Origin of the sequence: Nocardia sp. NPDC059691 (genome assembly GCF_042733915.1) — a bacterium.
Lineage (GTDB): Bacteria > Actinomycetota > Actinomycetes > Mycobacteriales > Mycobacteriaceae > Nocardia > Nocardia sichangensis.
On the sequence record NZ_JBHWFB010000009.1, the window covers coordinates 138516 to 159307 of the forward strand.

The window sequence follows — 20792 nt, forward strand, 5'->3', positions numbered from 1 at the left end:
GTCAATCCTTCGCTTCGGTCCGCGTCGCCCCCGCCGACGCGGCCACCACACACGCGACGCCCGCCCACTGTCCGAGATTCATGATCTGACCGAGGACGACCAAACCCGCGATCGCCGCGACCGCGGGCTCCAGACTCATCAGCACACCGAAGACGCGGGGCGGGATCCGCCGCAGCGCTTCCAGCTCCACCGAATACGGAAGCACCGACGACAGCAACGCCACCGCGAATCCGGCGGCGAGCACGCCGGGCTCCAACAGCGCGGCGCCCGCGTCGATGACGCCGACCGGCAGCATGACCAGGCCGCCGAACGCCATGGCCAGTGCCAGACCGCCGCCGCCGCTGGTCTGCTCGCCGAGTGCGGCGCTCAGCAGGATGTAGCCTGCCCAGCACGCCGCCGCGGCCAGCGCGAACAGCACTCCGGCCCAGTTCACGTCGCCGTCGGCCCGGGTCAGCAGCAGCACTCCCGCCCCGGCGAGCATCGCCCACAGCGGGTCGATCCAGCGCCGCGATCCGGCCAGCGCGACGCTCAGCGGTCCGAGGAACTCGATGGTCACCGCCATGCCGAGCGGAATCCGATCGATCGCTTCGTAGAACGAGAGGTTCATCAGCGCGAGCACCGCGCCGTAGCCGAGGACGACCGGCAACGCGCCGCGTGCCACCCGCAGCGACGAGCGCCAGATCACCAGCAGGACGATCCCGGCGAAGACCAGCCGCAGCGTGACCGCACCGGCCGCTCCGGTCGCCGCGAACAGTTGCTTCGCCACCGCCGCACCCACTTGCACGCTGACGATGCCCGCCAGCACCAGCGCCGTCGGCGGTACGCCACCGAGCCCCTGAGCGGCGACCCAACGCCGGACCGAGACCGGCCTCGGCCCGCGCGCCTTGCGCTCGAAGTCGATCGCCACCACGCCGCACCTCCGTTGTCTCGGGAAGACCTCCGGACACCCAACCACGCCGGGGCGACACGACCGTCAGGCGGTGCGGATCCCACCGAGATTCCGCGGTTTGCCCCCGTCGAAGCCGTGGGGGAGTGAGTATCTAGTTATCGCGCCGGTGCGCGGCCGGCGTCCGTTCGACGAAGAGCGACTCACGACCGATAGGACCACTCCGCATGCGAAAAGGAGTTGCCGCGATAGCGGCGGCGATCGGAACCGGCGCGGCAGTCGCGCTGGCTTGCCCACCCCTGGCCGGAGCCACGGTGACCCAGGTGGGGATGTATCCCGGCATCAATTTCGGCTTGGCGACGAACTACGGCACAGGCTGCACCTACACCGCGCGAGCGACGGTGACCGACATCGTCACACCGGTGACGTTCTACGACAACGGCATCCCGTTCGGCGTGGTCCGGCCGTCGGGCGGCGTCGCACTGATCGACTGGGTGCCCGCGACACCGGGGCCGCACACCGTCAGCGCGGTACAAGAGCCGTACGCACCGTATGTGGCGGGTATCGACCTGCGGGTCGGTGAAGGCGTCCACCTGGGGTACGCGTGCGTCGTCCTCGGCGGATGACGGGTCCGCCGCGCCGGTAGTGTCGAAATCGGCGGTGCTGAGCTCGATCTTTTCGTCGGGAAAGGAAGTGAGCATGCGAAGCAACGGGCCGATCGTGGTCGGTGTGGACGGGTCCGCCGGATCGGCGGCGGCGGTCGCGTGGGGAGCGCAGGCGGCCGCGCAGCATCGGGCGCCACTGTGTCTGGTGCACGTGCTGGACCCGGTCGCCGACTACGGGCCCGGCGTCACCGAACCGCTCACCAGCACCGACTACGCCCGATTGGAGGGGCACGGTCGCTGGGTGCTGGACACCGCGACCGAGGAGGCGCTCATCGCGGTCCGGGCGTTGCACGACATCGAGATCACCACCGAGTTGGTGTACGAGCCGGTCGGTCCGGCGCTGCTGGACCGTACCCGCGGAGCGCGGATGATGGTGGTCGGAACCCGGGAACGCGGGACCGTCCGGCGCGCTCTGCTCGGCTCGGTGAGCGCGGCGCTGGCCCGCCGGGCGCGCTGCCCGCTGGTCGTGGTCCGGGAGGGCGCGCCGCTCAGCCCGGAGGCCAGGAAGCAGCTGATCGTGGTCGGGGTGGACGGTACGGAGGTCAGTGAACCCGCCATCGAAGCGGCACTGCACGAGGCCTCGGCGCGGGATGTGCCGCTGCTGGCACTGCACGTGTGGACCGGCGTCGAATTGCCGTCGGCGAGGGCGGAGCTCGCGGGTGACACCGAAAAGCAGATCGTGCTCGCGGAGAGCCTCGCCGGATGGCAGGAGCGCTTTCCGGACGTCGAGATCCGCCGCGAGATCGTGACCGATCGGCCCGAGCGCTGTCTGCTCGAACGCTCCGAGCGAGCCCAGTTGCTCGTGGTCGGCAGCCGGGGCCGAGGTGGGTTCGCAGGCATGCTGCTCGGCTCGACCAGTCAGGCGCTGCTGCTGTCGGTGGCGTGCCCGATCATGATCGTCCGCGACCTGTCGATGGTGGTCCGCCACCTGCCCGACTGAGCGTTACGCTCCGGTCGTCGAACCCGGCCGGACGATCATCAGAACGGTGACCGCCGCCCACAGCAGGTTGAACACCCCGGTGTCCATGGCGAGACGGCGGATCAGCGTCGGTGTCGTCCCGGTGAGGTCGGCCAGGATCTTCTGCTGTCCCGGCAGCACGAGCAGTGCGAGCACACCCGCCGCGGCGGCCGTCAACCCGATCGACACCATCAGCCATGCGTCGCTGAGCACGCCGAGACTCAGCGCGGTGAGCAGACCGAAGGCCGGGACGAGCACGCCGAGCAGTGCGTAGACCCGGCAGATGCGATGCAACGTGCCGAGGACGGCGGGGCTGTGCTCGGCTCCGGATGGGGCGAGGGCGCGGCGGGTGGTGGCGGGAAACATGCTGGCAGCCACCGTCACGGGTCCGACGGCGATGATCACGGCGAGCACGTGGACCGAGAGCAGGAACTTCGTCACGGCGGTCGACACTAGTAAGCGCGGCGCGTACGAGAAATTGGCGAAAGTGCCACATAGCGATTGATTCTCGCCAATAGCCTTGAACTGCCCACTCCTCCCAGGGCGCACTAGATCGGCATTGGCTGAAATCGACCGGATAACTACGCTATTGCCATGCACACCGTGGTCGTACTCGCGCTGGACGGAGTGATCTCGTTCGATCTGGCCACGCCCGTGGAGGTGTTCGGGCGAACCTGCCTGCCCGACGGACGCCCCGCCTATCGCGTGCTGGTCTGCGCGCCCGCGCCGACGGTCGACGCGGGCGTGTTCACGCTGTGCGCGTCCCGAGGGCTCGACGCGCTGGCCGAGGCCGACACGATCGTGCTGCCCGGCTGCGCCGATCCGGGCCTGCCGGTGCCGGACGAGGTGATCGACGCGCTACGCCGGGCCGCCGCCGCGGGTACCCGTATCGCGTCGATCTGTTCCGGCGCCTTCATCTTGGCGGCGACCGGATTGCTGAACGGCCATCGCGCGACCACGCACTGGCTCGCCACCGCGGAACTAGCGGCCCGCTACCCGGAGATAGAGGTGGACCCCGGCGTGCTGTACGTGGACAACGGTTCGTTGCTCACCTCGGCGGGCGCCGCGGCCGGAATCGATCTGTGCCTGCACATGGTCCGCCGCGACTACGGCTCGGCGGTGGCGGCGGACGCGGCCAGGAAATCCGTCGTGCCGCTGGAGCGGGAAGGGGGACAGGCGCAGTTCATCGTGCACGACCAGCCACCGACGCCGCGCGGCTCGGTGCTGGAGCCGGTGCTGCGGTGGATCCAGGACAACTCCGCGCGCGACCTCTCCCTCGACGAGATCGCCGTACAAGCCGGAATGAGCACCCGCACGCTCAACCGGCGGTTTCGCGAGCACACCGGAACGACGCCCCTGCAATGGCTGTTGCGTGCGCGCATCCGGCAGGCGCAGCATCTGCTCGAAGTCACCAGTCACCCGGTGGACCGGATCGCGGGCCAGGTCGGTTTCGGGTCGCCTACCGCGTTCCGCGACCGCTTCAAGCGAGTGGTCGGGACGAGCCCGCACAACTACCGGGCAGCCTTTCACGCCGACCGATGAGTTCTCGCGCGTCACCCCGTCGGATCAAGCGACCGAGTTCGCAACACCGATCCAGGAGCAACGCGCATGAGGAAAATCACCGCAGGCCTGTTCATCGCCCTCGACGGCGTCATCGAAGATCCGCAGGACTGGCACTTCCCGTATTTCGACGACGCCATGGGGGCGGCTGTCGACGCCCAGCTCGGCGCCGCCGACACCCTGTTGCTCGGCCGCAAGACCTACGAGAGCTTCGCGGGCGCGTGGCCGGAGCGCGAAGCGGCGGGCGGCCCGGACGCGGCGTTCGGGAAGAAACTGGGCGATGCGCGCAAACTCGTGGTGACGCGGCAGAACCTCGAATTCACCTGGCGCAACTCCGAAGTGATCGACGGCGACCTGATCGAGGCGGTGACGGCATTGAAGGGCGAGCCGGGCGGGGACATCGGCATGAGCGGCTCGGTCTCGGTCGTCCGTCAGTTGCTGGCCGCCGGGCTGCTGGACGAACTGCACCTGCTGGTGCATCCGATCGCGGTCGGCAAAGGCGAGCGCCTGTTCCAGGACGGCGCAACCACTGTTCCGCTGCGCCTGCTGTCCTCGGAGACCTTCGACACCGGGGTGCTGCACCTGGTCTACACCCGCGACGAGGCCGCGCTCGCCGGAACGTACGAAGACGCGAAAGTGCACCTGTCCCAGAGCGTTCGGTAAGCTTCGGCTCCGGATCGCGCAGGGGGTTGCCGCTGAGTTTCGTTCCAGCGCTAGCCATTTCGAAACTCAGACAGTGCCAAGTTCCAGTGCGAACTATATGGAGTGTCCGAGCGCTTTCGTGACGATGCCGCCGGTGACCGATTTGACGAGGTAGCTCGTGGAGTCGTGCGGTGACGCGCCGTTGTCGAAGTGCGGCTCGGTGACCGGAGCGACGGTGCCGCCGGGATACGGCGGAAAGAACGAGGTGAGATCGAGGTGCGCCGCGACGAGATCGTCCTCGTCCACCAGGTTGTGCCAGTTCGTCACCGCCATCGGCACGGTGCTCGGCTGCGGGCGCAGCCGCTCGTACACGACCGTGCGCAGGCCCAGTGGCGAGCCCATGGTCAGCAGGGACACCGGGTGGTCGGTGCGGTGCAGCGCCTCGTAGGCCACCACGCTGCCGAGCGAGTGCGCGATCACCAGGCGCGTTTCGGGGCCGATCTGGTCGAGCACCTGCCGCTGGGCGTACTCCCGCACCTCGTCGTCGGTGAAGTACCGGGCGACCTGGGACAGTGCCGCTATGACGAACTTCTGGGCCAGCCCGAACCCGAACGGCGCGAACCAGCGCAAGCGCATCAGCGCGTTCAAAGCGGGCCGCAGCCTCGCGTTCGCTCCCTGCGCCACCGCGTCCGGCGGCGGGGGAGTGCCGAGTCGGCGGGCCGTCGCCCGATCGCGCTGGTCACCGGCGTGCTCCACGGCTGTCGCGAGCCACGTGGCCGCGAGTTGCTCCATCAGGTCGAGTCGCTCGTCGTCGAGTTCGGTCCCCGCGCCCTGGGCGCCCTCGACCAGGAACCGATTGCCGTAGAACGCCATGCGGGTCGACAAGTCGCCGGGAGTACCGTTGCGCCACAATCGGTCCGCCAATTCGGGTGCGCCGTAGTTGCGTACGCCTCCGGCGAGTCCGGGCAACCAGCGCGCCTCCAGCGTGTCGGCCGATTCCTGTTCCTGCGCGATGCCGTGCACGAGGACGATCGTCGCCAACGTCCCACCCCTTTCGATCCCCGGTGTCGGGAACAGTGTCCCTCATCGGAGGCGGGATCGGCAGCGTGGCTCATCGTCCGGAACGGTTACGTGTGCGAATCGCTTTGCCCAGTGGGGCAATCGAATTGGCGAGTCCGAACAGCACCCGCTCGGCGATCGAGTGCTGCGGGGGCAGGACGGCGAGTTGGCGGGCGAGTTCCAGCCCGTTGACGATCGCCGTGTTCGACTCGATCAGCCCCTCGCGCACGACGAACACGTCGGTGCCCAGCAGATCGAGGTGTCTTCCGTTGGGGGCCAACCCGATCAGCGGCGCGGTGCCGTCGAACCGGCCGTGCATGCGCCAGTGCACCACGGCACGCTCGTCTTGCGCCGTGACCGAGAGGATCTCCACCGTCAGGTCGGGGACCGCGGCGTGCACGTCACGGAAGAAGGCCACGACCTCGCCCGGAGCGCGCAGATCGGCGACGCCGACGAACACGTCGATCGCACCCGGCCGCCAGCAGTCGGAGACGGTTTGCCAGTCCTGCTCGCCGATGGCCTCGACGTAACGACGCGCCACCGAGCCAGGGTCGCCTGAGTTCGTCAACGGTAATCCTTTCGTCATCGCGATAGTGACCTATTCGGGGATGACCGCGCTCCCCACGCCCGACATCCTGCTCGTCCCCGGCGGGCCCGGCTCGACGGCGGCCGCGGTCGACGACGCGCTGCCGGCCTGGCTGCGGCGAGCGCGCCGGAGCACCCGGTGGGCGACCTCGGTGTGCACGGGTTCGCTGGTACTGGCCGCGGCCGGACTGCTGGACGGACGGCCTGCCACGACGCACTCGGCATTGCGCGCACTCGGCGCGGACGTTCGCCCGGAGGAGCGAGTGGTGCGCGACGGGAGAACAGCCACGGCCGCAGGAGTCTCCGCAGGCATCGATCTGGCGCTGTGGCTGGTCGGGGGCGTCTTCGGCGCGGAGCAGGCACAGATCGCTAAGTTGATCATCGAGTACGACCCGCAGCCGCCGTACGACGCCGGTCGCGTCGGCAAGGCCTCGTGCGGCGGGCCGCCACCGCCCAGTGGAAAATCTTCAGGCGTCCCGCCATTTGATCGAGCAACCCATGCTCGGCCGGTGTGGTTCGGGCGCGGGCTCGCCCGCGAGCACGGCCTCGACGGCCGTGCGCAAGTCGTCCCCGGTCAGCGGTTTGCCGTTCCCGGGCGTCGATTCGTCGAATGCGCCGCGGTAGGCGAGTCGGAGGTCGGCGTCGTAGAGGAAGAAATCGGGAGTGCATGCGGCGCGGAAGGCCCGCCCCACGTGCTGCTCCTCGTCGACGAGATAGGGAAACGTCCAGCCCGCGCGGATCGCTTGGTCGCGCAGCCGCAGCGGGGCGTCGTCCGGGTAGGCGGTGGCGTCGTTGGTGCAGATGGCCACGGTCGGCATGGACGGCAGCGAGTCGACCAGTTCGCCGAGCGCGGCCTCGATGTGCTTGACGTAGGGGCAGTGATTGCACGCGAAGACGACCAGCAGTCCGGGTCCGTCCGCGAAGTCGTCGCGGGAGTAGATCCGCTGGTCGAGATCGGGTAGAGCGAAGTCGGGTAGCGGTGTGCCGATGGGAACCATGTGTGAGGTATGCGCCATGGTGTGCCTTCCGTCGGGATCGCAGAGGACAGCGGGAGCCTAACCCCGTGTCGTCCGATTCGTCGGAAATACGCCGATGAACGGTCAGTCGGCGTGGCGGGCTTCTCAGCAGGTCAGATCGGCCGGATCGGTGTTCGCTCCGCACAGCACCACGCACACCCGCTCGCCGGGCCTGGGCCGGAACGCCGGCTCCGCGCCGCGTATCGCCGCCAGGGCGGTCGCCGCGGCGTGCTCGACGGCGAGGCGGCGCTGCGCCCACAGCTCGCGGCGCGCGGCCACGATCGCGTCGTCGTCGACCAGCACCGAGGCCACGTCGTAGCGCTGTGCGGCCGTCAGCGCCAGCTGCGAGGCGCGCCGGGCGCCGAGCGAGTCGGCGGCGATCGAGTCGACCTCCACGTCCACGACCTGCTCGGCCTCGATCGCGGCGTGCAGCGCGCGGCAATGAACCGGTTCGACGGCGACGGTCCGGACGCCGTAGTGATCGGCGGCGGTGGCCACACCCGCGAACAGCCCGCCGCCGCCGACCGCGACCACGACGGCGCCGAGATCGGGGATGCGCTCGTGGATCTCGGTCATGAGCGTGCCCGCACCCGCGGCGATCAGCGGGTTGTCGTAGGCGTGGGAGAGCAGGGCGCCGGTGGCGTCGGCGAATTCGCGACTGGCCGCGAGCGCGTGCGCGTATTGCGTCCCCACCAGGCGGACGTCGGCGCCATAGGAGGTCAACCGGTCCACTTTGACCCGCGGCGCGGTGGTCGGCAGGAACACCGTGGCGGGAATCCCCTGGCTGCGCGCTGCCCACGCGCACGCGAGTCCGGCGTTGCCGCCCGAGGCGATCGTCACGCCTACCCGGGGTAGCGCCCCGTTCTCGCGATGCGTGAGCAAGAAGTTCAGCGCACCCCGGGCTTTGAAGCTGCCGGTGTGCTGCAGGAACTCCAATGCGAACCACAGCTCGCCCGTGTGGTCGGCCTGCGCCACGGCCACCGGTCTGACCAGCCCGGCCACCCGTTCGGCAGCGGCCTTCACGTCGCTGTGGGTCAGTTCCATCGAACTCCTCGGTACCGTGCCGCTCAGTACTCGCGGCGGTGCGGGGCGAACTCCAGGGTGAGCAGGGCGGCGGCGGCGATGACCACTTCGCGCCAGCGGATCAAGGCGTAGCGCTGATCCGACAGCGCGTGGAATTTCCGCAGGAAGCGGTAGAGCGATTCCAGCCGGATCAGTGGATCGGCGAGGTGCACCAGCACGTAGAGCAGCGTGGCCGTGCGCGATTTGTCCTTCTCGGCGAAGAGTTCCGGGAAGGGGGCGAAAGCCAGCGAGATACGGTGGATATCGTGCGCGGCGGCGTAGTCGACCAGATCGACGATCATGCGTTCGTCCAGGCCGTTGGGTGCGTCCTTGCGCCGCCACGGCACGTCGAGGCTCAGTTCCCTGCCCCGGTCCGAGATGCCGTAGCGCTGGAAGCCAACGGGATTGCCGTCGGCGTCGCTGGCGATGACCACCAGCATGTTGGGATTCCGTCCGTCGAGCAGGTGGTCCAGGATCATCGAGAAGCCACGGGTCTGCCTGCCGCGCCGCCATTCGTCGACGATGGCCAGCAGTTCCTCGCGTCGTTGTTCGGTGAGGGCCGACTCGTACACCACCTCGGTGGTGACGCCGAAATTCTTGGTCCGGCTCACGGCTTGGCGCAGGTTGCGGAACTTGCGGCCGACGAGGTCGAACTCGTCCACATCGAGCACCACGTCGCGGCCGATCGGTACCGCGTGCAGCCCGCGATGCTCCAGCGCCCACACCTGCCACAGGTCCGCTAGTTCCGGGCTCGCGCCCAGCACGGCGACGCGCCAGCCCTGGTTGACCGCGAAGTCGGAGAACGCGGCGACCAGTTCGGGGAAGGCCGCGCGATCACCGATCGGGTCGCCCGCCACGGCGGCGATGCCGAAGCGAGCGCGATAGCCGATCGCGGCGGTCGACGACGCGTTGAAGAAGTAGGTCTTCGACGAGTGCAAGGCGAACGGCGCCAGCGCATCGCCCTCGGTGCGGCCGACCAGTTCGGCCACCCGGTACAGCTGGTCGGGCTGCGGTTTGCTGGCTATCGGCAGCACCAGAACGAAGCCGGTGGCGGCCAGCAGCACGAACCCGGCGCCGGGATGCTCGGCGCGGTAGGCCAGATGCGCGACGGCCAGCACCAGCACCGCGGCGGTGAGGTGTGGAAGCGTGATCGGCCTGCGCAGGTGCAGCCCTCGCGCGACGAAGACGCCGGACAGCGCGAGTGCGACGAACCAGCCGTGGTCGACGGTCTCGTTCGAGGTGGCGTTGGCCTCGTAGGCCAGGATCACCGCGATCAGCAGCGCCAGGGTGATCAGCGTGGCGCGCGCGGCGGGCGTGGTGGTGAAAGCGGCTTCCCGGTAGCCGCTGAGGGTGGTGGCGCGCAGTGTGCGCGAGCTGGAGGTTCCCTGACCGTCAGGCACGAGCGGGCTCCGCTCTGCCCGCGCGCTTCGCTACCCACGACAGTTTCGCCATGGTGGCCCTCCAGATGATCGCCTACCGAACACACTATGCGCACCCGACACTCCAGGGGAAATGCCTTTCCGAAACCGTCGGGTAGCCCGGAGGCACGAACCGGGCCGGACGCAGGGCACGTGCCGCCCCAGGGGCAAACATCGGATGAATCCCGTTTTATTCCTTCGCCAGGGCCGCTTCCAGTCGCGCATCTGATCGGGTGGCATGGACCCGTCCTGATCGGCGCGAGCGACCAGCAGTTCCGCCGTGATGCCCGCCGCGTGGTGGCGCGGGCTGTCCGGGCGGGCCGCGATCCGATCGCCGAAGGTCGCCGCCGACGTCACGGGCGAAATCATCGGGGCTCCGAGGTCGGATTTCGGCGGACAACCGGTGCGATGCCGGCCGGGCGATGTGCGGCCCGCGCGACGACATGGGAGAACCCTCGGCTGCAGACCGATTGCCCGAATGTGCGCGGAGCAAGATCGAAGCAAATCGACAATTCAACCCTATTTCTTTCCCCTTAGGACTGATTCGGGCGATTGCGGTCCAGTTGCCGATTCCTCGGCGTGTATCCGCGATTTTCCGCTGTCCCGTTGTCATGCTCAGTGCCTGGCTGATCCGAACCAACCGCCTGAGGAGTGGGCGCGACGAGAGGTCCGACTGTGAAACTGAGCTGGATGGCGATTGCCGCGCTGGTAGTCGCTGCTGTGTCCGGGTGTTCCGACGATCCTTCGGAGGGGGCGGCGGCGACCTCGACCACCGTCGGTGCCGCCTCGAGCGCTCCGGCCACGACGGCCGGAGCGCGCGACGACGAGGCGGCGGACGGCGGGCTCCGGATATTGCTGGGTGAAGTAAAGAAAGTTCCGGTGCCCGCCGATGCGGTGCTCGATATTCGGGCTCCCGCCGCTTGGGGGCAAGCCGTCGGCGGTATTCGCTGCACAGTCACCGATAGTTCCGGCCGGAATGAAGATCTGCGCTCGTCGGACGCGAAGAAGACCGAGACGTTCGGCGGGACGGAATGGGTGACGGTGTGGACGTTCTCCTCCGCCCCGAACAGCGACGTCACCGTGGGTTGCCGGGACGCGGAGTCGAAGATCGCTGCCGCTCATCGTGATCCGTATCTGCGCGTCGTGCCGCGCGAGATCGTCCCGATCGCGCCGCCGCAGCGCTGATCCCACCGGCGCGGTGCCCGGCTGTTCAGGCGGCGGCGCGCACCTCGACCGGCCGGTAGACACGAGACGCGAGGGACTGCAACACCATCAGGCGAGTCAGTTGGTTGCGCAACCAGATGCGGCCGCCGGTGGCCGGAATCAGCATGGAACTGCTCGCCCGCACCGAACGCTGTGCCCGCAGCACGGTCGGACGCAGGGCTTGCTCATAGCGGCGGAAGGCGATTCGATGGTCACCGCCCGCTGCGGCCAGCTCGGTCGCGAGCAGGTGCGCGCCCTCGATGGCCAGCGCCGCGCCCGCGCCCGACAGCAGCGTCGCGCAGTAACCGGCGTCGCCGACCAGCGCGACCCGCCCCTTCGACCAGGCCGGTATGCGGACCTGGCTCACCGCGTCGAAATAGAAGCCGTCGTCGGCGGCGGCCTGGTCGAGCAGGGTGGGCACCTGCCAGGCCTGGTCGTCGAAATACTCGCGCAGCAGGGCCTTCTGGGCATCCTGGTCGCGGTGGTCGACCTCGAGCACGCGGTGCTCGCGGAAGGCGAAGAACGCCGTCGCGGTGTCGTGGGCCCCCGAGCGGTAGACGCCGGCCACCTTCCCCGGCGTGTTGTAGAGCGTCACCGAGTGCGGACGTCCGAGCTCGGTGTCGATACGCGCGGTGGCGAAGTACACACCGAGGTGGTGCAGCGCGTCCGCCTCGGGTGTCACGGCGAGATTCCTGGTCCGCGAATGCAATCCGTCGGCGCCGAGAACCAAGTCGAATTCGGCCTGCTTGCCGCTGTCGAAGGTCACCTCGACGCCGCCTTCGTGCTGGTCGATCGCGGCGATCGAATCGCCGAAGGTGAACTCGACGTCGTCGGCGGTCGCGTCGTGCAGCACCTGGGCCAGGTCGCCGCGCATGATCTCGAGGTCGCCGTCCCCGTTGAAGGTGCTGGTGCTCATGCCCGCGACGCGGCGGTCGGCGGCGTCGACGAAGGTCAACTCGCGGATGTCGGTGGCTCGTTCGCGCAGCCGCGGCAGCACGCCCATGCGCTCCGCGATCCGCACCGAATTGGCGCGGATGTCGACGCCGTTGCCGCCCGGGCGCAGTGCGGGGCTGCGCTCGACCACCGTGGGCCGGAAGCCGTTGCGCACCAGCCAGTACGCGAGCGTCGGTCCGGCGATGCTCGCGCCGGAGATGAGAATGCGGGGTTCGTGGGCCATGAGTGCCTCCTTCATCGACTGACCGTTGGTCAGTCATGAATGTAGGACACTGACCATCGGTCAGTCAACGGGTAGGATCTGCACCGTGAGCGACGAGACGACCACCCGCGCGCGCATCCTCGAGGTGGCCATGGACCTGTTCGGAACGCATGGTTACCACCGCACTTCGGTGCGCGCGATCGCCGAGCAGCTGGGCATCTCCAAGGCGGGCGTGCTGTACCACTACCCGAGCAAGTACGACATCCTCGCCGGTTTGGCCGAACCGTTGCTCGTCACCATGGAACGGGTCGTCGCCGAGGCGGCCGATCCCGATCCGTGCGAGGCGCAACGTCGCGTGATCGAAGGGTTGCTCGACGTGTTCCTCACGCATCGCTACCTGCTCCGGCTCAATGTCCGAGACCTGGCATTGGCCGCTCCGGGAACCATTTTCGAGCGGTTCAGCAAGACCATGATGCAGGCGAACATCCTGGTGGCGGGGCCGGACGCCACCTTCGCGGAGCGCGTTCGAGCCACCCAGGCGGTGGCGGGGCTCAGTGACCCGGTGGTGCTGTACGCCGAGGCTCCGGTCGAACAGTTGCGTGCTGAGGTGCTGGAAGGAGTGCGCCTGCTGTTGGCGCCCGCGGACCGGACGCCGCCCGCGTCGGCGTCCAGGGGAAGGCCGGCGGCGATGACCGAGGAGCGGATCGAACTCGCCCGGCGGATGCGTGACACGGAGCGCCGCAGCGTCCCGGACATCGCCCGGGAGTTGGGTGTCTCCCGGGCGACGCTGTACCGATATCTCAAATAACGAGTCTTATTGAGACGATATTTTCGAGACAAGTCGCTCGTGTTCGTCGGAGGCCCGGAGTAGCGTCGGGGCATGGACGATGCCGCCTACCGCGAGCGGCCGTCGCGGTACGCGGGCGCCGTGTTGTGGACCAAGACCGTCGACGGCAGTGGCTCCGCGCTGCCGGTGCTGCCCGACGGCTGCATGGATCTGATCTGGATGAACGGCCGATTGGTCGTCGCGGGACCGGACACCCGTGCCCACCATCCCGGTGGAACGTCCGGCGATCGGTATGTCGGCGTCCGGTTCTTCCCGGGAACCGCGCCCGCGTTGCTCGGCGTCCCGGCGTGCGAGTTGCGTGACCGGCGAGTCGATCTGGCTCAGCTGTGGCCGTCGGCGATGGTCCGGCCGCTGGTCGACCGGATCGCGGGTGCCGGAGATCAGGCGGCAGCGCTGGAACACATCGTGCGCCGGCGCGCGGCCGAGGTCGAACCGGCAGATCCGCTCCTGCGGAAGCTGGTCGGCGCGCTCGACGCCGGGTGGCCGGTAGCGGCGGTCGCCGACGCGGCCGGGCTCGGCGAGCGGACCCTGCGCCGCCGCTGCCTGGATGCCTTCGGCTACGGCCCGAAAACCCTTGCGCGGGTGCTGCGCTTGCAACGTGCGCTGGGCACGGCACGCCAGGGCGTACCGCTCGCCGAAACCGCGACGCGGGCCGGTTTCGCCGACCAGGCGCACCTGTCGCGCGAGGTGCGCGCGCTGGCCGGGATCCCGCTGGGAAGGCTCCTCGCCCAGTCCTAGAGAGCGGCGTACAGGTCGACGCCGTTGCCGTCCGGGTCCTGCACCACCGCGTAGCGCTGCCCCCAGAAGGCGTCCCACGGCTTCAGTTCGCCGTGGTATCCGGCGTCCACGAGTTCGGCGTAGACGGCGTCGACTTCAGCGGGATCGGCGCAGCGAAAGGCGATTCCGAGACGGCCCGCTCCGGTCGACGGCGTCCAGTCGGCATGGAAGGAGCGGATGACGGTTTCGGTGTCCAGCGTGAGCCGCAGACCGTTGGGCAGAGCCGCCTCGGCATGCCCCTCGTGTTCCGAGCCGTCCGGGAAGTCGAGACCGAGGCGGCGGTAGAAGGTCACCGCGGCGGCCATATCGCGGACGACGATGCCGATCACGTCCAGTTGTGGTGTCATGCAGGCAGCGTAGGCAGTGCCGCGGGGGCGCGTCTTGAACGAATCGGACAGCGCCTACCGCGCCGGCGCGGGGACCAGTTCGGCGATGAGATTCTCCACCAGGATGCGAATGTGGTCGCGGATCGTGCGCACCACATCGATGGTCTGGTCGGCGGGATCCGGCAGCATCCAGTCGCGGTAGCTGATGCCGGGGAAGAACGGGCAGGCATCGCCCGCGCCCATGGTGACCACCACGTCGGAGATGCCGATCGCGTCCATCGTGAGCGGCTTGGGGGTGTGTCCTGAGATATCGATGCCGATCTCGGCCATGGCGTCCACCACCGTGGCGTTCAGGGTGTCGGCCGGTGCGCTGCCCGCCGACCGCACATCGAACCGGTCGCCCGCGAGGGCGGTGAGGAACCCGGCGGCCATTTGCGAACGGCCCGCGTTGTGTTCGCAGACGAACAGCACACTGGGCTTGTGGGACATGGGAACGCCTTTCGATGTGCAAGGTGGAGCATAAGTGTGCTGGCTGGCGGACCGGCCGCCCGGCTGGGTCAGCCGAAACGCTTTCGGAGCGTATGAGATACGTATACCAGCGAGCCGTGAATCGTTACGGCGCGCCGTGCCTTCGCGTGCGCGCGCGTACGGTGATCGCAGGTCAGAGCCCGAATCCGAGATCGCGCCCCCGCCGCGGTACTCGCATGCCGGAGGGGACTGGACGGTAACGCGGGAGTGTTCGCCCGAAGGGGCGCACCGGAAGGCACGAGGAAGGCCGCGGCATCCGGAGGCGTTGCGGTTCGCGGGGTTTCGGCAGCGCGGGACGACACGCGTTTCGATCCGGCGAGCGGACGTGCGGGCATCACCCGGTGGCCGCTGTCATGCGGATCACTACGCAACGCGCGATATCACGTCGCCGAACGCGCTTCGGTCTCTTGCACCGCCGACACGTGTACCCCGGTCGATGCGAGGTCGACCGGGGTACACGCGCGAATCAGCGGAATGTCATGGCCGCGGGATCGAATCGTCTCGCCCGCCGCCCATTTCCACCGGAGAAGGGATTATTTCCCGAAGGCGGATCAGATCGGACGCAGGTCGATCATCTTGCGCAGCCGCTGACGATCGCGCTCGAGGCGGCGGGCTTCATAGGCGATCGGGAAGTAACGCAACCGCTCCGGCAGCAGTGGCACCAGTCGCGCGATCAGCCGGCCGAGCACCCGGAGCTTGCGCTCGTCGGCCGCGGTCCAGGTCAGGCCGAGTTTCTGGCGCGCCACCTCGGGCGTGGTGCCGACCGTCACGAAGTACTGCAGCCAGCCGATCGGCGCGACCGCCGCTTTCCAGGCCGGACGCAGCACGCGCGGCAGTTGCTTCGGCGGCGCGACGGAGCGGATCACCCGCAGGTAATCGCGCGCGGTGTCGGTGGCGACCAGATGGTTCGCGACGGTGTCGTCGAAGAACTTCTCGAATTCGGTGTAGTTCGCCGGGATCTCCTTGGGCGCCACCGAGAAATTGCGCAACAGCTGCAGCGTCTCCTGGAAGTACGCTTCCTTGTCCGCCGCGGTGAGCGGGCGCTTGGCGAAGTACTTGGCGCTTTCGGTGAAGGCGAACGTCCCGGTGTGCAGCACCCAGGCCCACGGGGCGCTGGACAGCGCGGTGTGGCGCACGCCGTTGGCGTCGGTGGTGTTCAGTGACGCGTGCAGCTCCCGCAGGCGGTCGGCCTCGGCGAGCGCCTCGTCGCCGCCGTAGACCCACATCATCACCGAAGCCAGGCTGCGCGTGGCACGTCCCATCGGATCGGTGCGGAAGGTGGAGTACTCGTCCACCACCGCGGAGATGGTCGGTTCCATCGTTTGCAACAGGAAGGCCGAGCCCGCGGTGAGGGAGAACGTGATCAGACCGGTCTGTTCCCACATGCGGGTTCCCGGTTCGATCGGGCGGCGGGGCGGCAGCGTGCGCGCGCCGGTGGATTCGCGTGCGACGGACGCGGTCATCGTGATCTCCCTTGATCGGCCGAACTCATACAATGAGATGATAACCCTAACAATCTCTCATCGTCTATCCGTGTCCGATCTCGTCGCTGCCCCTAGGCTGTGCAGATATGACGACCGAGTGGCGCAGTCGTACCGGCCGGATCGGAGTACTCACGGGCGCGGGCATCTCCACCGATTCCGGCATCCCCGATTTCCGCGGCCCGCGCGGGGTGTGGACGAAGGATCCGATCGCCGAATTGCTGTCGACCTATCAGAACTACGTGGCCGACGGAGGCTTGCGGGAACGCGCCTGGCTCGCGCGGCGGGACAATCCGGCTTGGCAGGCCGTCCCGAACGCCGCGCACAACGCGCTCGCCGACTTGGAGCGGGCCGGGCGAGCGGTCACCATCATCACCCAGAACATCGATCGCCTCCATCAGCGGGCGGGGTCATCGCCGGATCGGGTGATCGAGATCCACGGCAATATGTTCGAGGTGGTCTGCATCGAATGCGATTACCAGACCTCGATGTCCGCCACCTTGGAGCGAGTGGCCGCGGGAGAACCCGACCCGCCGTGTCCGGACTGCGGTGGCATCCTCAAGTCCGCCACCGTGATGTTCGGCCAGCAGATGGACCGCCGCACCATGACCAAGGCCGCGCTCACCGCGGAGACGAGCGACATCTTCCTGGCCATCGGATCGTCGTTGCAGGTCGAGCCCGCCGCGTCGATGTGCTCCATCGCCGTGCGCAGCGGCGCGGATCTGGTGATCGTGAACGCCGAGCCGACGCCGTACGACGCCATGGCCACCGAGATCATCCGCGAGCCCATCGGCACGGCCGTGCCCCGTCTGGTCGCGGAGCTCCTCGCCGATCGACCGGAGTGAAGCCTGCGGTGCGCCGGGTTCAGCCGACCGGGCCGAGTACCCGGTCGAGGTAGGGATTGGCGAAACGCCCTTTCGGGTCGAAGCGGCGGCGCACCTCGGCGAACCGATCCCAGTCGGGATAGCGGCCGCGCAGCGTCGCGGCGGTCTGGAAGTGGCGTTTACCCCAGTGCGGGCGGCCCTGGAAGCGGTCGAAAACCGCTTCGCAGGCGCGGAAGTATGGCTCGAAGTCCATGCCCCGGTACTGGTGCACCGCGATGTAGCAGGTGTCGCGGCCTGCCGCCGGGGACAGGAACGCGTCGTCGGGCGCGACCCACCGCACCTCGATGGGCATCGGGGTGTCGAATCGAGTGGACAGTTCCTTGATCTCGCGGATCGCGTCGACGGAGTGCTCGCGCGGGATCGCGTACTCCATCTCGGTGAAGCGGATCAGGCGCGGCGACGCGAACACCCGGTAGGAGCGGTCCACCTGACGCCGGTAGCTGCCCGCGTAGGCGGCGCTGCGCTGGATCAACGGGAGCAGGCGCGGCTGCCTGCGGCTCAGGCCGCACAGCGCGTCGAACAGGTAGTTGGACAACAAGATGTCGGTGAACCAGTCCACCGCTCTGGGGCGCGGCTGTTCGGGCAGGAGCACGCGGTTGTTGCGCTTGGTCATGGCCAGCGGGCTGTGCGCGAACATGTAGAACTCGAAATGCTCGTTGCCGTCGACGAACGAATCCAGGTCGGCGAGCACGTCCTCCACCGGGATCGGTCGCTCGATGCCCTCCAGCACGAAGGACGGCGCCATCCGCAGCGTCAGAGCGGTGACGACGCCCAGTGCGCCGATGCCGACGCGCGCCGCGCGCCAACCGTCGGGATCGGTCTGCTCGTTCAGTTCCGCCAGGGTTCCGTCGGCCTGCATCAGTTCCACCGAATGCACCGCGGCGGAGAGGTTCTGCAAAGTCGCGCCGGTGCCGTGGGTAGCGGTGGCGATGGCGCCCGCGACGGTCTGCACGTCGACGTCGCCCAGATTCGGGAAGGCGAGGCCGTGCTCGTGCAGGGCGGTGCTTGCGGCGTTCAGGCTGATGCCCGCCTCCACCCGGACCAGGCCGCTCGCCCGGTCGACGTCGAGCACGCGGTTCAGGTTCGCCAGGCTCAGCAAGGTGCCGTCGGTCAGGACGGCGTCGGTGAACGAATGCCCGCTGCCCGCGACGCGCACGGTCCGGTCGTCGGCTTCGGCGTCGGCGAGCAGGCCGGCCAGTTCGTCGACGGAGCGCGGCGTGGCGAGGAGTGCGGGTGCGCAGCGTTGATCGCCGGCCCAGTTCACCCACGAATTGGTCATGTGTCCAACTCTACGGGAGTGTGTGTGACCCGCGCTACTTACGGTTCGTTTTCGCTACCTCTTGCGCCAGCTGCAGGTCAGCTGTTGCTTGGCGTGCTCGACCTCGTCGTCGCTCAGCGGGGGGACGACGAGATGCTGACGCGGCGTCTTGTCGCCGCGCACGCCGTTCAACATGATGGCCATATACCGCTGCCAGACATCGGGGTTGACCGGCCTGGCGAACTCGGCGAGACCGTCGACCATGTGCACCAGCGCGAAGAAATCCGAGGGCTCGATGCCGTCGGCGAGCACGCCCGCGTCGCGGGCGCGTGCGCAGATGGCGTGCACCTTCGGCTTGATGCGATCGCGTACGACCGCGAATCGGTCGGTCTCGTCGTCTTCGAGTTCCAGCATGACTTCGCTGAATCCGCGATTCGTGGCCATGTGCCGACACGCGTATTCGAAGAACTCGACGAGTCCGAACCAGGGATCGGGATGCCGGTAGGCGGCGTCGGCCGCGTCGGCGAAATCGTTCAGGTTCTGGTCGAAGACTTCGACGATCAGTTCCTTCTTGTTCGCGAAGCGGCGGTACACCGTGCCGACACCCACACCGGCGCGCTCGGCCACGTCATCGAGAGTGATCTCGAGTCCGTGATCGGCGAACAGTTCCCGCGCCGCGGCGATGATCCGCTGCTGATTGCGCGCGGCATCGGCCCGCAGGCGCCGGGGTGGAGAGGCGACCGTGGCGTGATTCACACCGCCATTCTATCAACATCGGGGATTAACCGGAGGTGTTGTCTCCGTTATCGTGATAGCTTCTTCGAGTAAGCGGAGGAGCATCCTCCGTATCAATGCTCGAGACAAAGGGTACACATGACTACCGCGATCGACCGCGGGGCCCCGGCCCCGGAGCGAACGGGAAGTGGGCGGCGCGGCTCGCACGCCCTGCGCTGGTGGGTGCTGGCCGTCCTCGGCGTCGCTCAGCTCATGGTGGTGCTGGACGCGACCGTGGTGAACATCGCCCTGCCCGCTGCCCAGCAGGACCTCGGCTTCAGTGACGGCGACCGCTCCTGGGTGGTCACCGGCTACGCACTGGCGTTCGGCAGCCTACTGCTGCTCGGCGGACGCCTCAGCGACCTGTTCGGCAGGCGCACCACCTTCATCATCGGTCTGGTCGGCTTCGCGGTCGCCTCCGCCGTCGGTGGCGCGGCCGCCAGTTTCGAGATGCTCGTCGCGGCTCGTGTCGGACAGGGTGTCTTCGGCGCACTGCTGGCGCCCGCCGCGCTCTCGCTGCTCACTGTGACCTTCACCGAACCGTCCGAGCGGGCGAAGGCGTTCGGCATCTTCGGCGCCGTCGCTGGCACCGGCGGCGCGATCGGGCTGCTGCTCGGCGGCGCACTGACCGAATGGGCCTCGTGGCGCTGGGTGATGTTCGTGAACCTCGCCTTCGCCGCCGTCGCCCTGGTGGGGGCCGTGCTGCTGCTGGCCAAGCACACGAGCACCGAGCGGCCCAAGCTCGACATCCCCGGCACGGTGGTGGTCACCGCGGGCCTGTTCGGCATCGTCTACGGGTTCTCGCACGCGGAATCGGACGGGTGGACCAACGGCGTCACCCTGGCGTTCCTGCTCGGCGGTGCGGCGCTGATCGCGGTGTTCGCCTGGTTGGAGACCCGGGTCGCGCACCCGCTGCTTCCGGTGCGGATCGTGCTCGACCCGATGCGCGGCACCTCCTACCTGACGGTCTTCGTCATGGGCATCGGGATGTTCGCGATCTTCCTGTTCCTCACCTACTACATGCAGCTGACCCTGGGCTACTCGCCGATCATGACCGGCGTGGCGTTCCTGCCGATGGTCGCCGCCATGGTGGCCTCCTCGACCACCGGCCCGTCGCTGTTGCTGCCGAAACTCGGCCCGAAAGTCGTGGTCAGCGGCGGCTTCCTGATCGCGGCGGCGGGCATGGCGTGGCTGACCCGGATCGGTTTGGACACCGGCTACGCCACCCACATCCTGCCCGCCCTGATCCTGCTCGGGCTCGGCCTCGGCGCTTCGATGTCGACCGCCTTCCAGGGCGCCACCTCGGGCGTACAGCACGAGGACGCCGGCGTGGCCTCGGCCATGATCAACACCAGCCAGCAGGTCGGTGGATCGATCGGCACCGCGCTGCTGAGCACCATCGCGGCGTCCGCGGCCACGGACTACCTGTCCGCCCGCACCCCGGACCCGCTCACCATCGCCCAGTCCGCGATCGAGAGCTACACCACCAGTTTCTGGTGGGCCACGGCGATCTTCGTGGTGGGCGGCATCCTCACCGCGGTGCTCATGCCGAGCACGGCGCCGGTGCCCGCCGAGGGAGAGCCGGTGCTCGCCCACTGAACCGAGTGCGGCACCGCCGATCCGGTTTCCGGCACAGCGGCCGCCGGCCCCGCCAATCCGTCGCGGGGTCGGCGGCCGGCGGCGCGGTACGAGCCGGGCGATAGGGTT

Annotated in this window: 22 protein-coding genes and 1 pseudogene; 10 read left to right on the forward strand and 13 right to left on the reverse strand. The window is 68.7% G+C overall.

The features are described 5' to 3' along the window. Window position 1: 1 nt before the first annotated feature. Window positions 2-907 carry a DMT family transporter gene (locus tag ACFV2O_RS20950; RefSeq protein ID WP_379253230.1) on the reverse strand — a complete coding sequence of 302 codons (906 nt, stop codon included), beginning with the start codon at window positions 905-907 and terminating at the stop codon, window positions 2-4. A gap of 206 nt (window positions 908-1113) precedes the next feature. Here ACFV2O_RS20950 and ACFV2O_RS20955 point away from each other — a divergent pair, with 206 nt between their 5' ends. Next, window positions 1114-1512, forward strand: a complete 399-nt coding sequence (locus ACFV2O_RS20955) for a hypothetical protein (protein ID WP_355077854.1) — start codon at window positions 1114-1116, stop codon at window positions 1510-1512. Between the two features lie 73 nt (window positions 1513-1585). Then, the gene (locus ACFV2O_RS20960; protein ID WP_355077853.1) at window positions 1586-2491 is read left to right on the forward strand and encodes a universal stress protein; all 906 of its coding nucleotides are present in this window, start codon (window positions 1586-1588) and stop codon (window positions 2489-2491) included. A gap of 3 nt (window positions 2492-2494) precedes the next feature. Here the strand turns inward: ACFV2O_RS20960 and ACFV2O_RS20965 are convergent, their stop codons facing one another. After that, window positions 2495-2950: a hypothetical protein gene (locus tag ACFV2O_RS20965; RefSeq protein WP_356960941.1), complete on the reverse strand. Its 456-nt coding sequence runs from the start codon at window positions 2948-2950 to the stop codon at window positions 2495-2497. 153 nt (window positions 2951-3103) lie between these two features. Between ACFV2O_RS20965 and ACFV2O_RS20970 the strand changes: the two genes are divergently transcribed. Together ACFV2O_RS20970 and ACFV2O_RS20975 are read left to right on the forward strand one after the other, a co-directional pair. Beyond that, window positions 3104-4051 (forward strand): GlxA family transcriptional regulator, encoded by a 948-nt coding sequence (locus tag ACFV2O_RS20970; RefSeq protein ID WP_379253231.1) that lies wholly within the window; start codon window positions 3104-3106, stop codon window positions 4049-4051. A 66-nt stretch (window positions 4052-4117) separates the two neighbouring features. Next, window positions 4118-4732, forward strand: a complete 615-nt coding sequence (locus tag ACFV2O_RS20975) for a dihydrofolate reductase family protein (RefSeq protein ID WP_379253232.1) — start codon at window positions 4118-4120, stop codon at window positions 4730-4732. 93 nt (window positions 4733-4825) lie between these two features. Here the strand turns inward: ACFV2O_RS20975 and ACFV2O_RS20980 are convergent, their stop codons facing one another. Then, window positions 4826-5752, reverse strand: coding sequence for a hypothetical protein (locus ACFV2O_RS20980; RefSeq protein WP_379253233.1), 927 nt, complete (start codon window positions 5750-5752; stop codon window positions 4826-4828). 70 nt (window positions 5753-5822) lie between these two features. Beyond that, window positions 5823-6338, reverse strand: a complete 516-nt coding sequence (locus tag ACFV2O_RS20985; RefSeq protein ID WP_379253234.1) for an ester cyclase — start codon at window positions 6336-6338, stop codon at window positions 5823-5825. Between the two features lie 40 nt (window positions 6339-6378). Here ACFV2O_RS20985 and ACFV2O_RS20990 point away from each other — a divergent pair. Next, window positions 6379-6675 (forward strand): annotated as a pseudogene (locus ACFV2O_RS20990) (DJ-1/PfpI family protein); the annotation flags it as partial. Between the two features lie 147 nt (window positions 6676-6822). Here the strand turns inward: ACFV2O_RS20990 and ACFV2O_RS20995 are convergent. From ACFV2O_RS20995 to ACFV2O_RS21005, 3 genes are all read right to left on the reverse strand, one after another. Beyond that, window positions 6823-7371 carry a thioredoxin family protein gene (locus ACFV2O_RS20995; RefSeq protein ID WP_355077846.1) on the reverse strand — a complete coding sequence of 183 codons (549 nt, stop codon included), beginning with the start codon at window positions 7369-7371 and terminating at the stop codon, window positions 6823-6825. Window positions 7372-7476: 105 nt separating this feature from the next. Further along, window positions 7477-8415: a threonine/serine dehydratase gene (locus tag ACFV2O_RS21000; protein ID WP_379253235.1), complete on the reverse strand. Its 939-nt coding sequence runs from the start codon at window positions 8413-8415 to the stop codon at window positions 7477-7479. 23 nt (window positions 8416-8438) lie between these two features. Next, window positions 8439-9833, reverse strand: coding sequence for a phosphatidylglycerol lysyltransferase domain-containing protein (locus ACFV2O_RS21005; protein ID WP_355077844.1), 1395 nt, complete (start codon window positions 9831-9833; stop codon window positions 8439-8441). Between the two features lie 708 nt (window positions 9834-10541). Here ACFV2O_RS21005 and ACFV2O_RS21010 point away from each other — a divergent pair. Further along, the gene (locus tag ACFV2O_RS21010; protein WP_379253236.1) at window positions 10542-11036 is read left to right on the forward strand and encodes a hypothetical protein; all 495 of its coding nucleotides are present in this window, start codon (window positions 10542-10544) and stop codon (window positions 11034-11036) included. A gap of 25 nt (window positions 11037-11061) precedes the next feature. On the opposite strand, the gene ACFV2O_RS21015 is transcribed toward ACFV2O_RS21010, so the two are convergent. Then, entirely contained in the window at window positions 11062-12231 is a 1170-nt protein-coding gene (locus tag ACFV2O_RS21015; protein WP_379253237.1) for an FAD-dependent monooxygenase, read from the reverse strand. A gap of 85 nt (window positions 12232-12316) precedes the next feature. Here ACFV2O_RS21015 and ACFV2O_RS21020 point away from each other — a divergent pair, with 85 nt between their 5' ends. Together ACFV2O_RS21020 and ACFV2O_RS21025 are read left to right on the forward strand one after the other, a co-directional pair. Next, window positions 12317-13018 (forward strand): TetR family transcriptional regulator, encoded by a 702-nt coding sequence (locus tag ACFV2O_RS21020; RefSeq protein WP_379253238.1) that lies wholly within the window; start codon window positions 12317-12319, stop codon window positions 13016-13018. Between the two features lie 72 nt (window positions 13019-13090). Beyond that, complete coding sequence (locus ACFV2O_RS21025; RefSeq protein WP_379253240.1) at window positions 13091-13795, forward strand: helix-turn-helix domain-containing protein; 705 nt, start codon at window positions 13091-13093, stop codon at window positions 13793-13795. Here ACFV2O_RS21025 and ACFV2O_RS21030 read toward each other — a convergent pair. The 3 genes from ACFV2O_RS21030 to ACFV2O_RS21040 all read right to left on the reverse strand — a co-directional run bounded on the left by ACFV2O_RS21030 (window position 13792) and on the right by ACFV2O_RS21040 (window position 16151). Beyond that, window positions 13792-14181, reverse strand: a complete 390-nt coding sequence (locus ACFV2O_RS21030) for a VOC family protein (RefSeq protein WP_379253242.1) — start codon at window positions 14179-14181, stop codon at window positions 13792-13794. The genes ACFV2O_RS21025 and ACFV2O_RS21030 overlap by 4 nt on opposite strands. Window positions 14182-14235: 54 nt before the next feature. Next, window positions 14236-14649 carry an arsenate reductase ArsC gene (locus tag ACFV2O_RS21035; protein WP_355077838.1) on the reverse strand — a complete coding sequence of 138 codons (414 nt, stop codon included), beginning with the start codon at window positions 14647-14649 and terminating at the stop codon, window positions 14236-14238. Between the two features lie 590 nt (window positions 14650-15239). Next, on the reverse strand, window positions 15240-16151 hold the full coding sequence (locus ACFV2O_RS21040) for an oxygenase MpaB family protein (RefSeq protein ID WP_379253243.1): 912 nt from the start codon (window positions 16149-16151) through the stop codon (window positions 15240-15242). Window positions 16152-16258: 107 nt separating this feature from the next. Here ACFV2O_RS21040 and ACFV2O_RS21045 point away from each other — a divergent pair, with 107 nt between their 5' ends. Then, window positions 16259-17014, forward strand: a complete 756-nt coding sequence (locus ACFV2O_RS21045) for an NAD-dependent deacetylase (RefSeq protein ID WP_379253244.1) — start codon at window positions 16259-16261, stop codon at window positions 17012-17014. 19 nt (window positions 17015-17033) lie between these two features. On the opposite strand, the gene ACFV2O_RS21050 is transcribed toward ACFV2O_RS21045, so the two are convergent. Both ACFV2O_RS21050 and ACFV2O_RS21055 read right to left on the reverse strand, forming a co-directional pair. Continuing rightward, complete coding sequence (locus ACFV2O_RS21050; RefSeq protein WP_355077835.1) at window positions 17034-18332, reverse strand: D-arabinono-1,4-lactone oxidase; 1299 nt, start codon at window positions 18330-18332, stop codon at window positions 17034-17036. 54 nt (window positions 18333-18386) lie between these two features. Then, window positions 18387-19067, reverse strand: coding sequence for a TetR/AcrR family transcriptional regulator (locus tag ACFV2O_RS21055; RefSeq protein ID WP_355077834.1), 681 nt, complete (start codon window positions 19065-19067; stop codon window positions 18387-18389). A 117-nt stretch (window positions 19068-19184) separates the two neighbouring features. Between ACFV2O_RS21055 and ACFV2O_RS21060 the strand changes: the two genes are divergently transcribed. Beyond that, on the forward strand, window positions 19185-20684 hold the full coding sequence (locus ACFV2O_RS21060; RefSeq protein WP_379253245.1) for an MFS transporter: 1500 nt from the start codon (window positions 19185-19187) through the stop codon (window positions 20682-20684). The last annotated feature ends 108 nt before the right edge of the window (window positions 20685-20792 follow it).

What these genes read in the sequence shown, in the direction of transcription:
- ACFV2O_RS20955 (WP_355077854.1), top strand. Translation starts at nt 1,114, where the DNA reads ATGCGAAAAGGAGTTGCCGCGATAGCGGCGGCGATCGGAACCGGCGCG.
- ACFV2O_RS20960 (WP_355077853.1), top strand. Translation starts at nt 1,586, where the DNA reads ATGCGAAGCAACGGGCCGATCGTGGTCGGTGTGGACGGGTCCGCCGGA.
- ACFV2O_RS20970 (WP_379253231.1), top strand. Translation starts at nt 3,104, where the DNA reads ATGCACACCGTGGTCGTACTCGCGCTGGACGGAGTGATCTCGTTCGAT.
- ACFV2O_RS20975 (WP_379253232.1), top strand. Translation starts at nt 4,118, where the DNA reads ATGAGGAAAATCACCGCAGGCCTGTTCATCGCCCTCGACGGCGTCATC.
- ACFV2O_RS20995 (WP_355077846.1), bottom strand. Translation starts at nt 7,371, where the DNA reads ATGGCGCATACCTCACACATGGTTCCCATCGGCACACCGCTACCCGAC.
- ACFV2O_RS21000 (WP_379253235.1), bottom strand. Translation starts at nt 8,415, where the DNA reads ATGGAACTGACCCACAGCGACGTGAAGGCCGCTGCCGAACGGGTGGCC.
- ACFV2O_RS21010 (WP_379253236.1), top strand. Translation starts at nt 10,542, where the DNA reads ATGGCGATTGCCGCGCTGGTAGTCGCTGCTGTGTCCGGGTGTTCCGAC.
- ACFV2O_RS21015 (WP_379253237.1), bottom strand. Translation starts at nt 12,231, where the DNA reads ATGGCCCACGAACCCCGCATTCTCATCTCCGGCGCGAGCATCGCCGGA.
- ACFV2O_RS21025 (WP_379253240.1), top strand. Translation starts at nt 13,091, where the DNA reads ATGGACGATGCCGCCTACCGCGAGCGGCCGTCGCGGTACGCGGGCGCC.
- ACFV2O_RS21030 (WP_379253242.1), bottom strand. Translation starts at nt 14,181, where the DNA reads ATGACACCACAACTGGACGTGATCGGCATCGTCGTCCGCGATATGGCC.
- ACFV2O_RS21035 (WP_355077838.1), bottom strand. Translation starts at nt 14,649, where the DNA reads ATGTCCCACAAGCCCAGTGTGCTGTTCGTCTGCGAACACAACGCGGGC.
- ACFV2O_RS21040 (WP_379253243.1), bottom strand. Translation starts at nt 16,151, where the DNA reads ATGACCGCGTCCGTCGCACGCGAATCCACCGGCGCGCGCACGCTGCCG.
- ACFV2O_RS21045 (WP_379253244.1), top strand. Translation starts at nt 16,259, where the DNA reads ATGACGACCGAGTGGCGCAGTCGTACCGGCCGGATCGGAGTACTCACG.
- ACFV2O_RS21050 (WP_355077835.1), bottom strand. Translation starts at nt 18,332, where the DNA reads ATGACCAATTCGTGGGTGAACTGGGCCGGCGATCAACGCTGCGCACCC.
- ACFV2O_RS21060 (WP_379253245.1), top strand. Translation starts at nt 19,185, where the DNA reads ATGACTACCGCGATCGACCGCGGGGCCCCGGCCCCGGAGCGAACGGGA.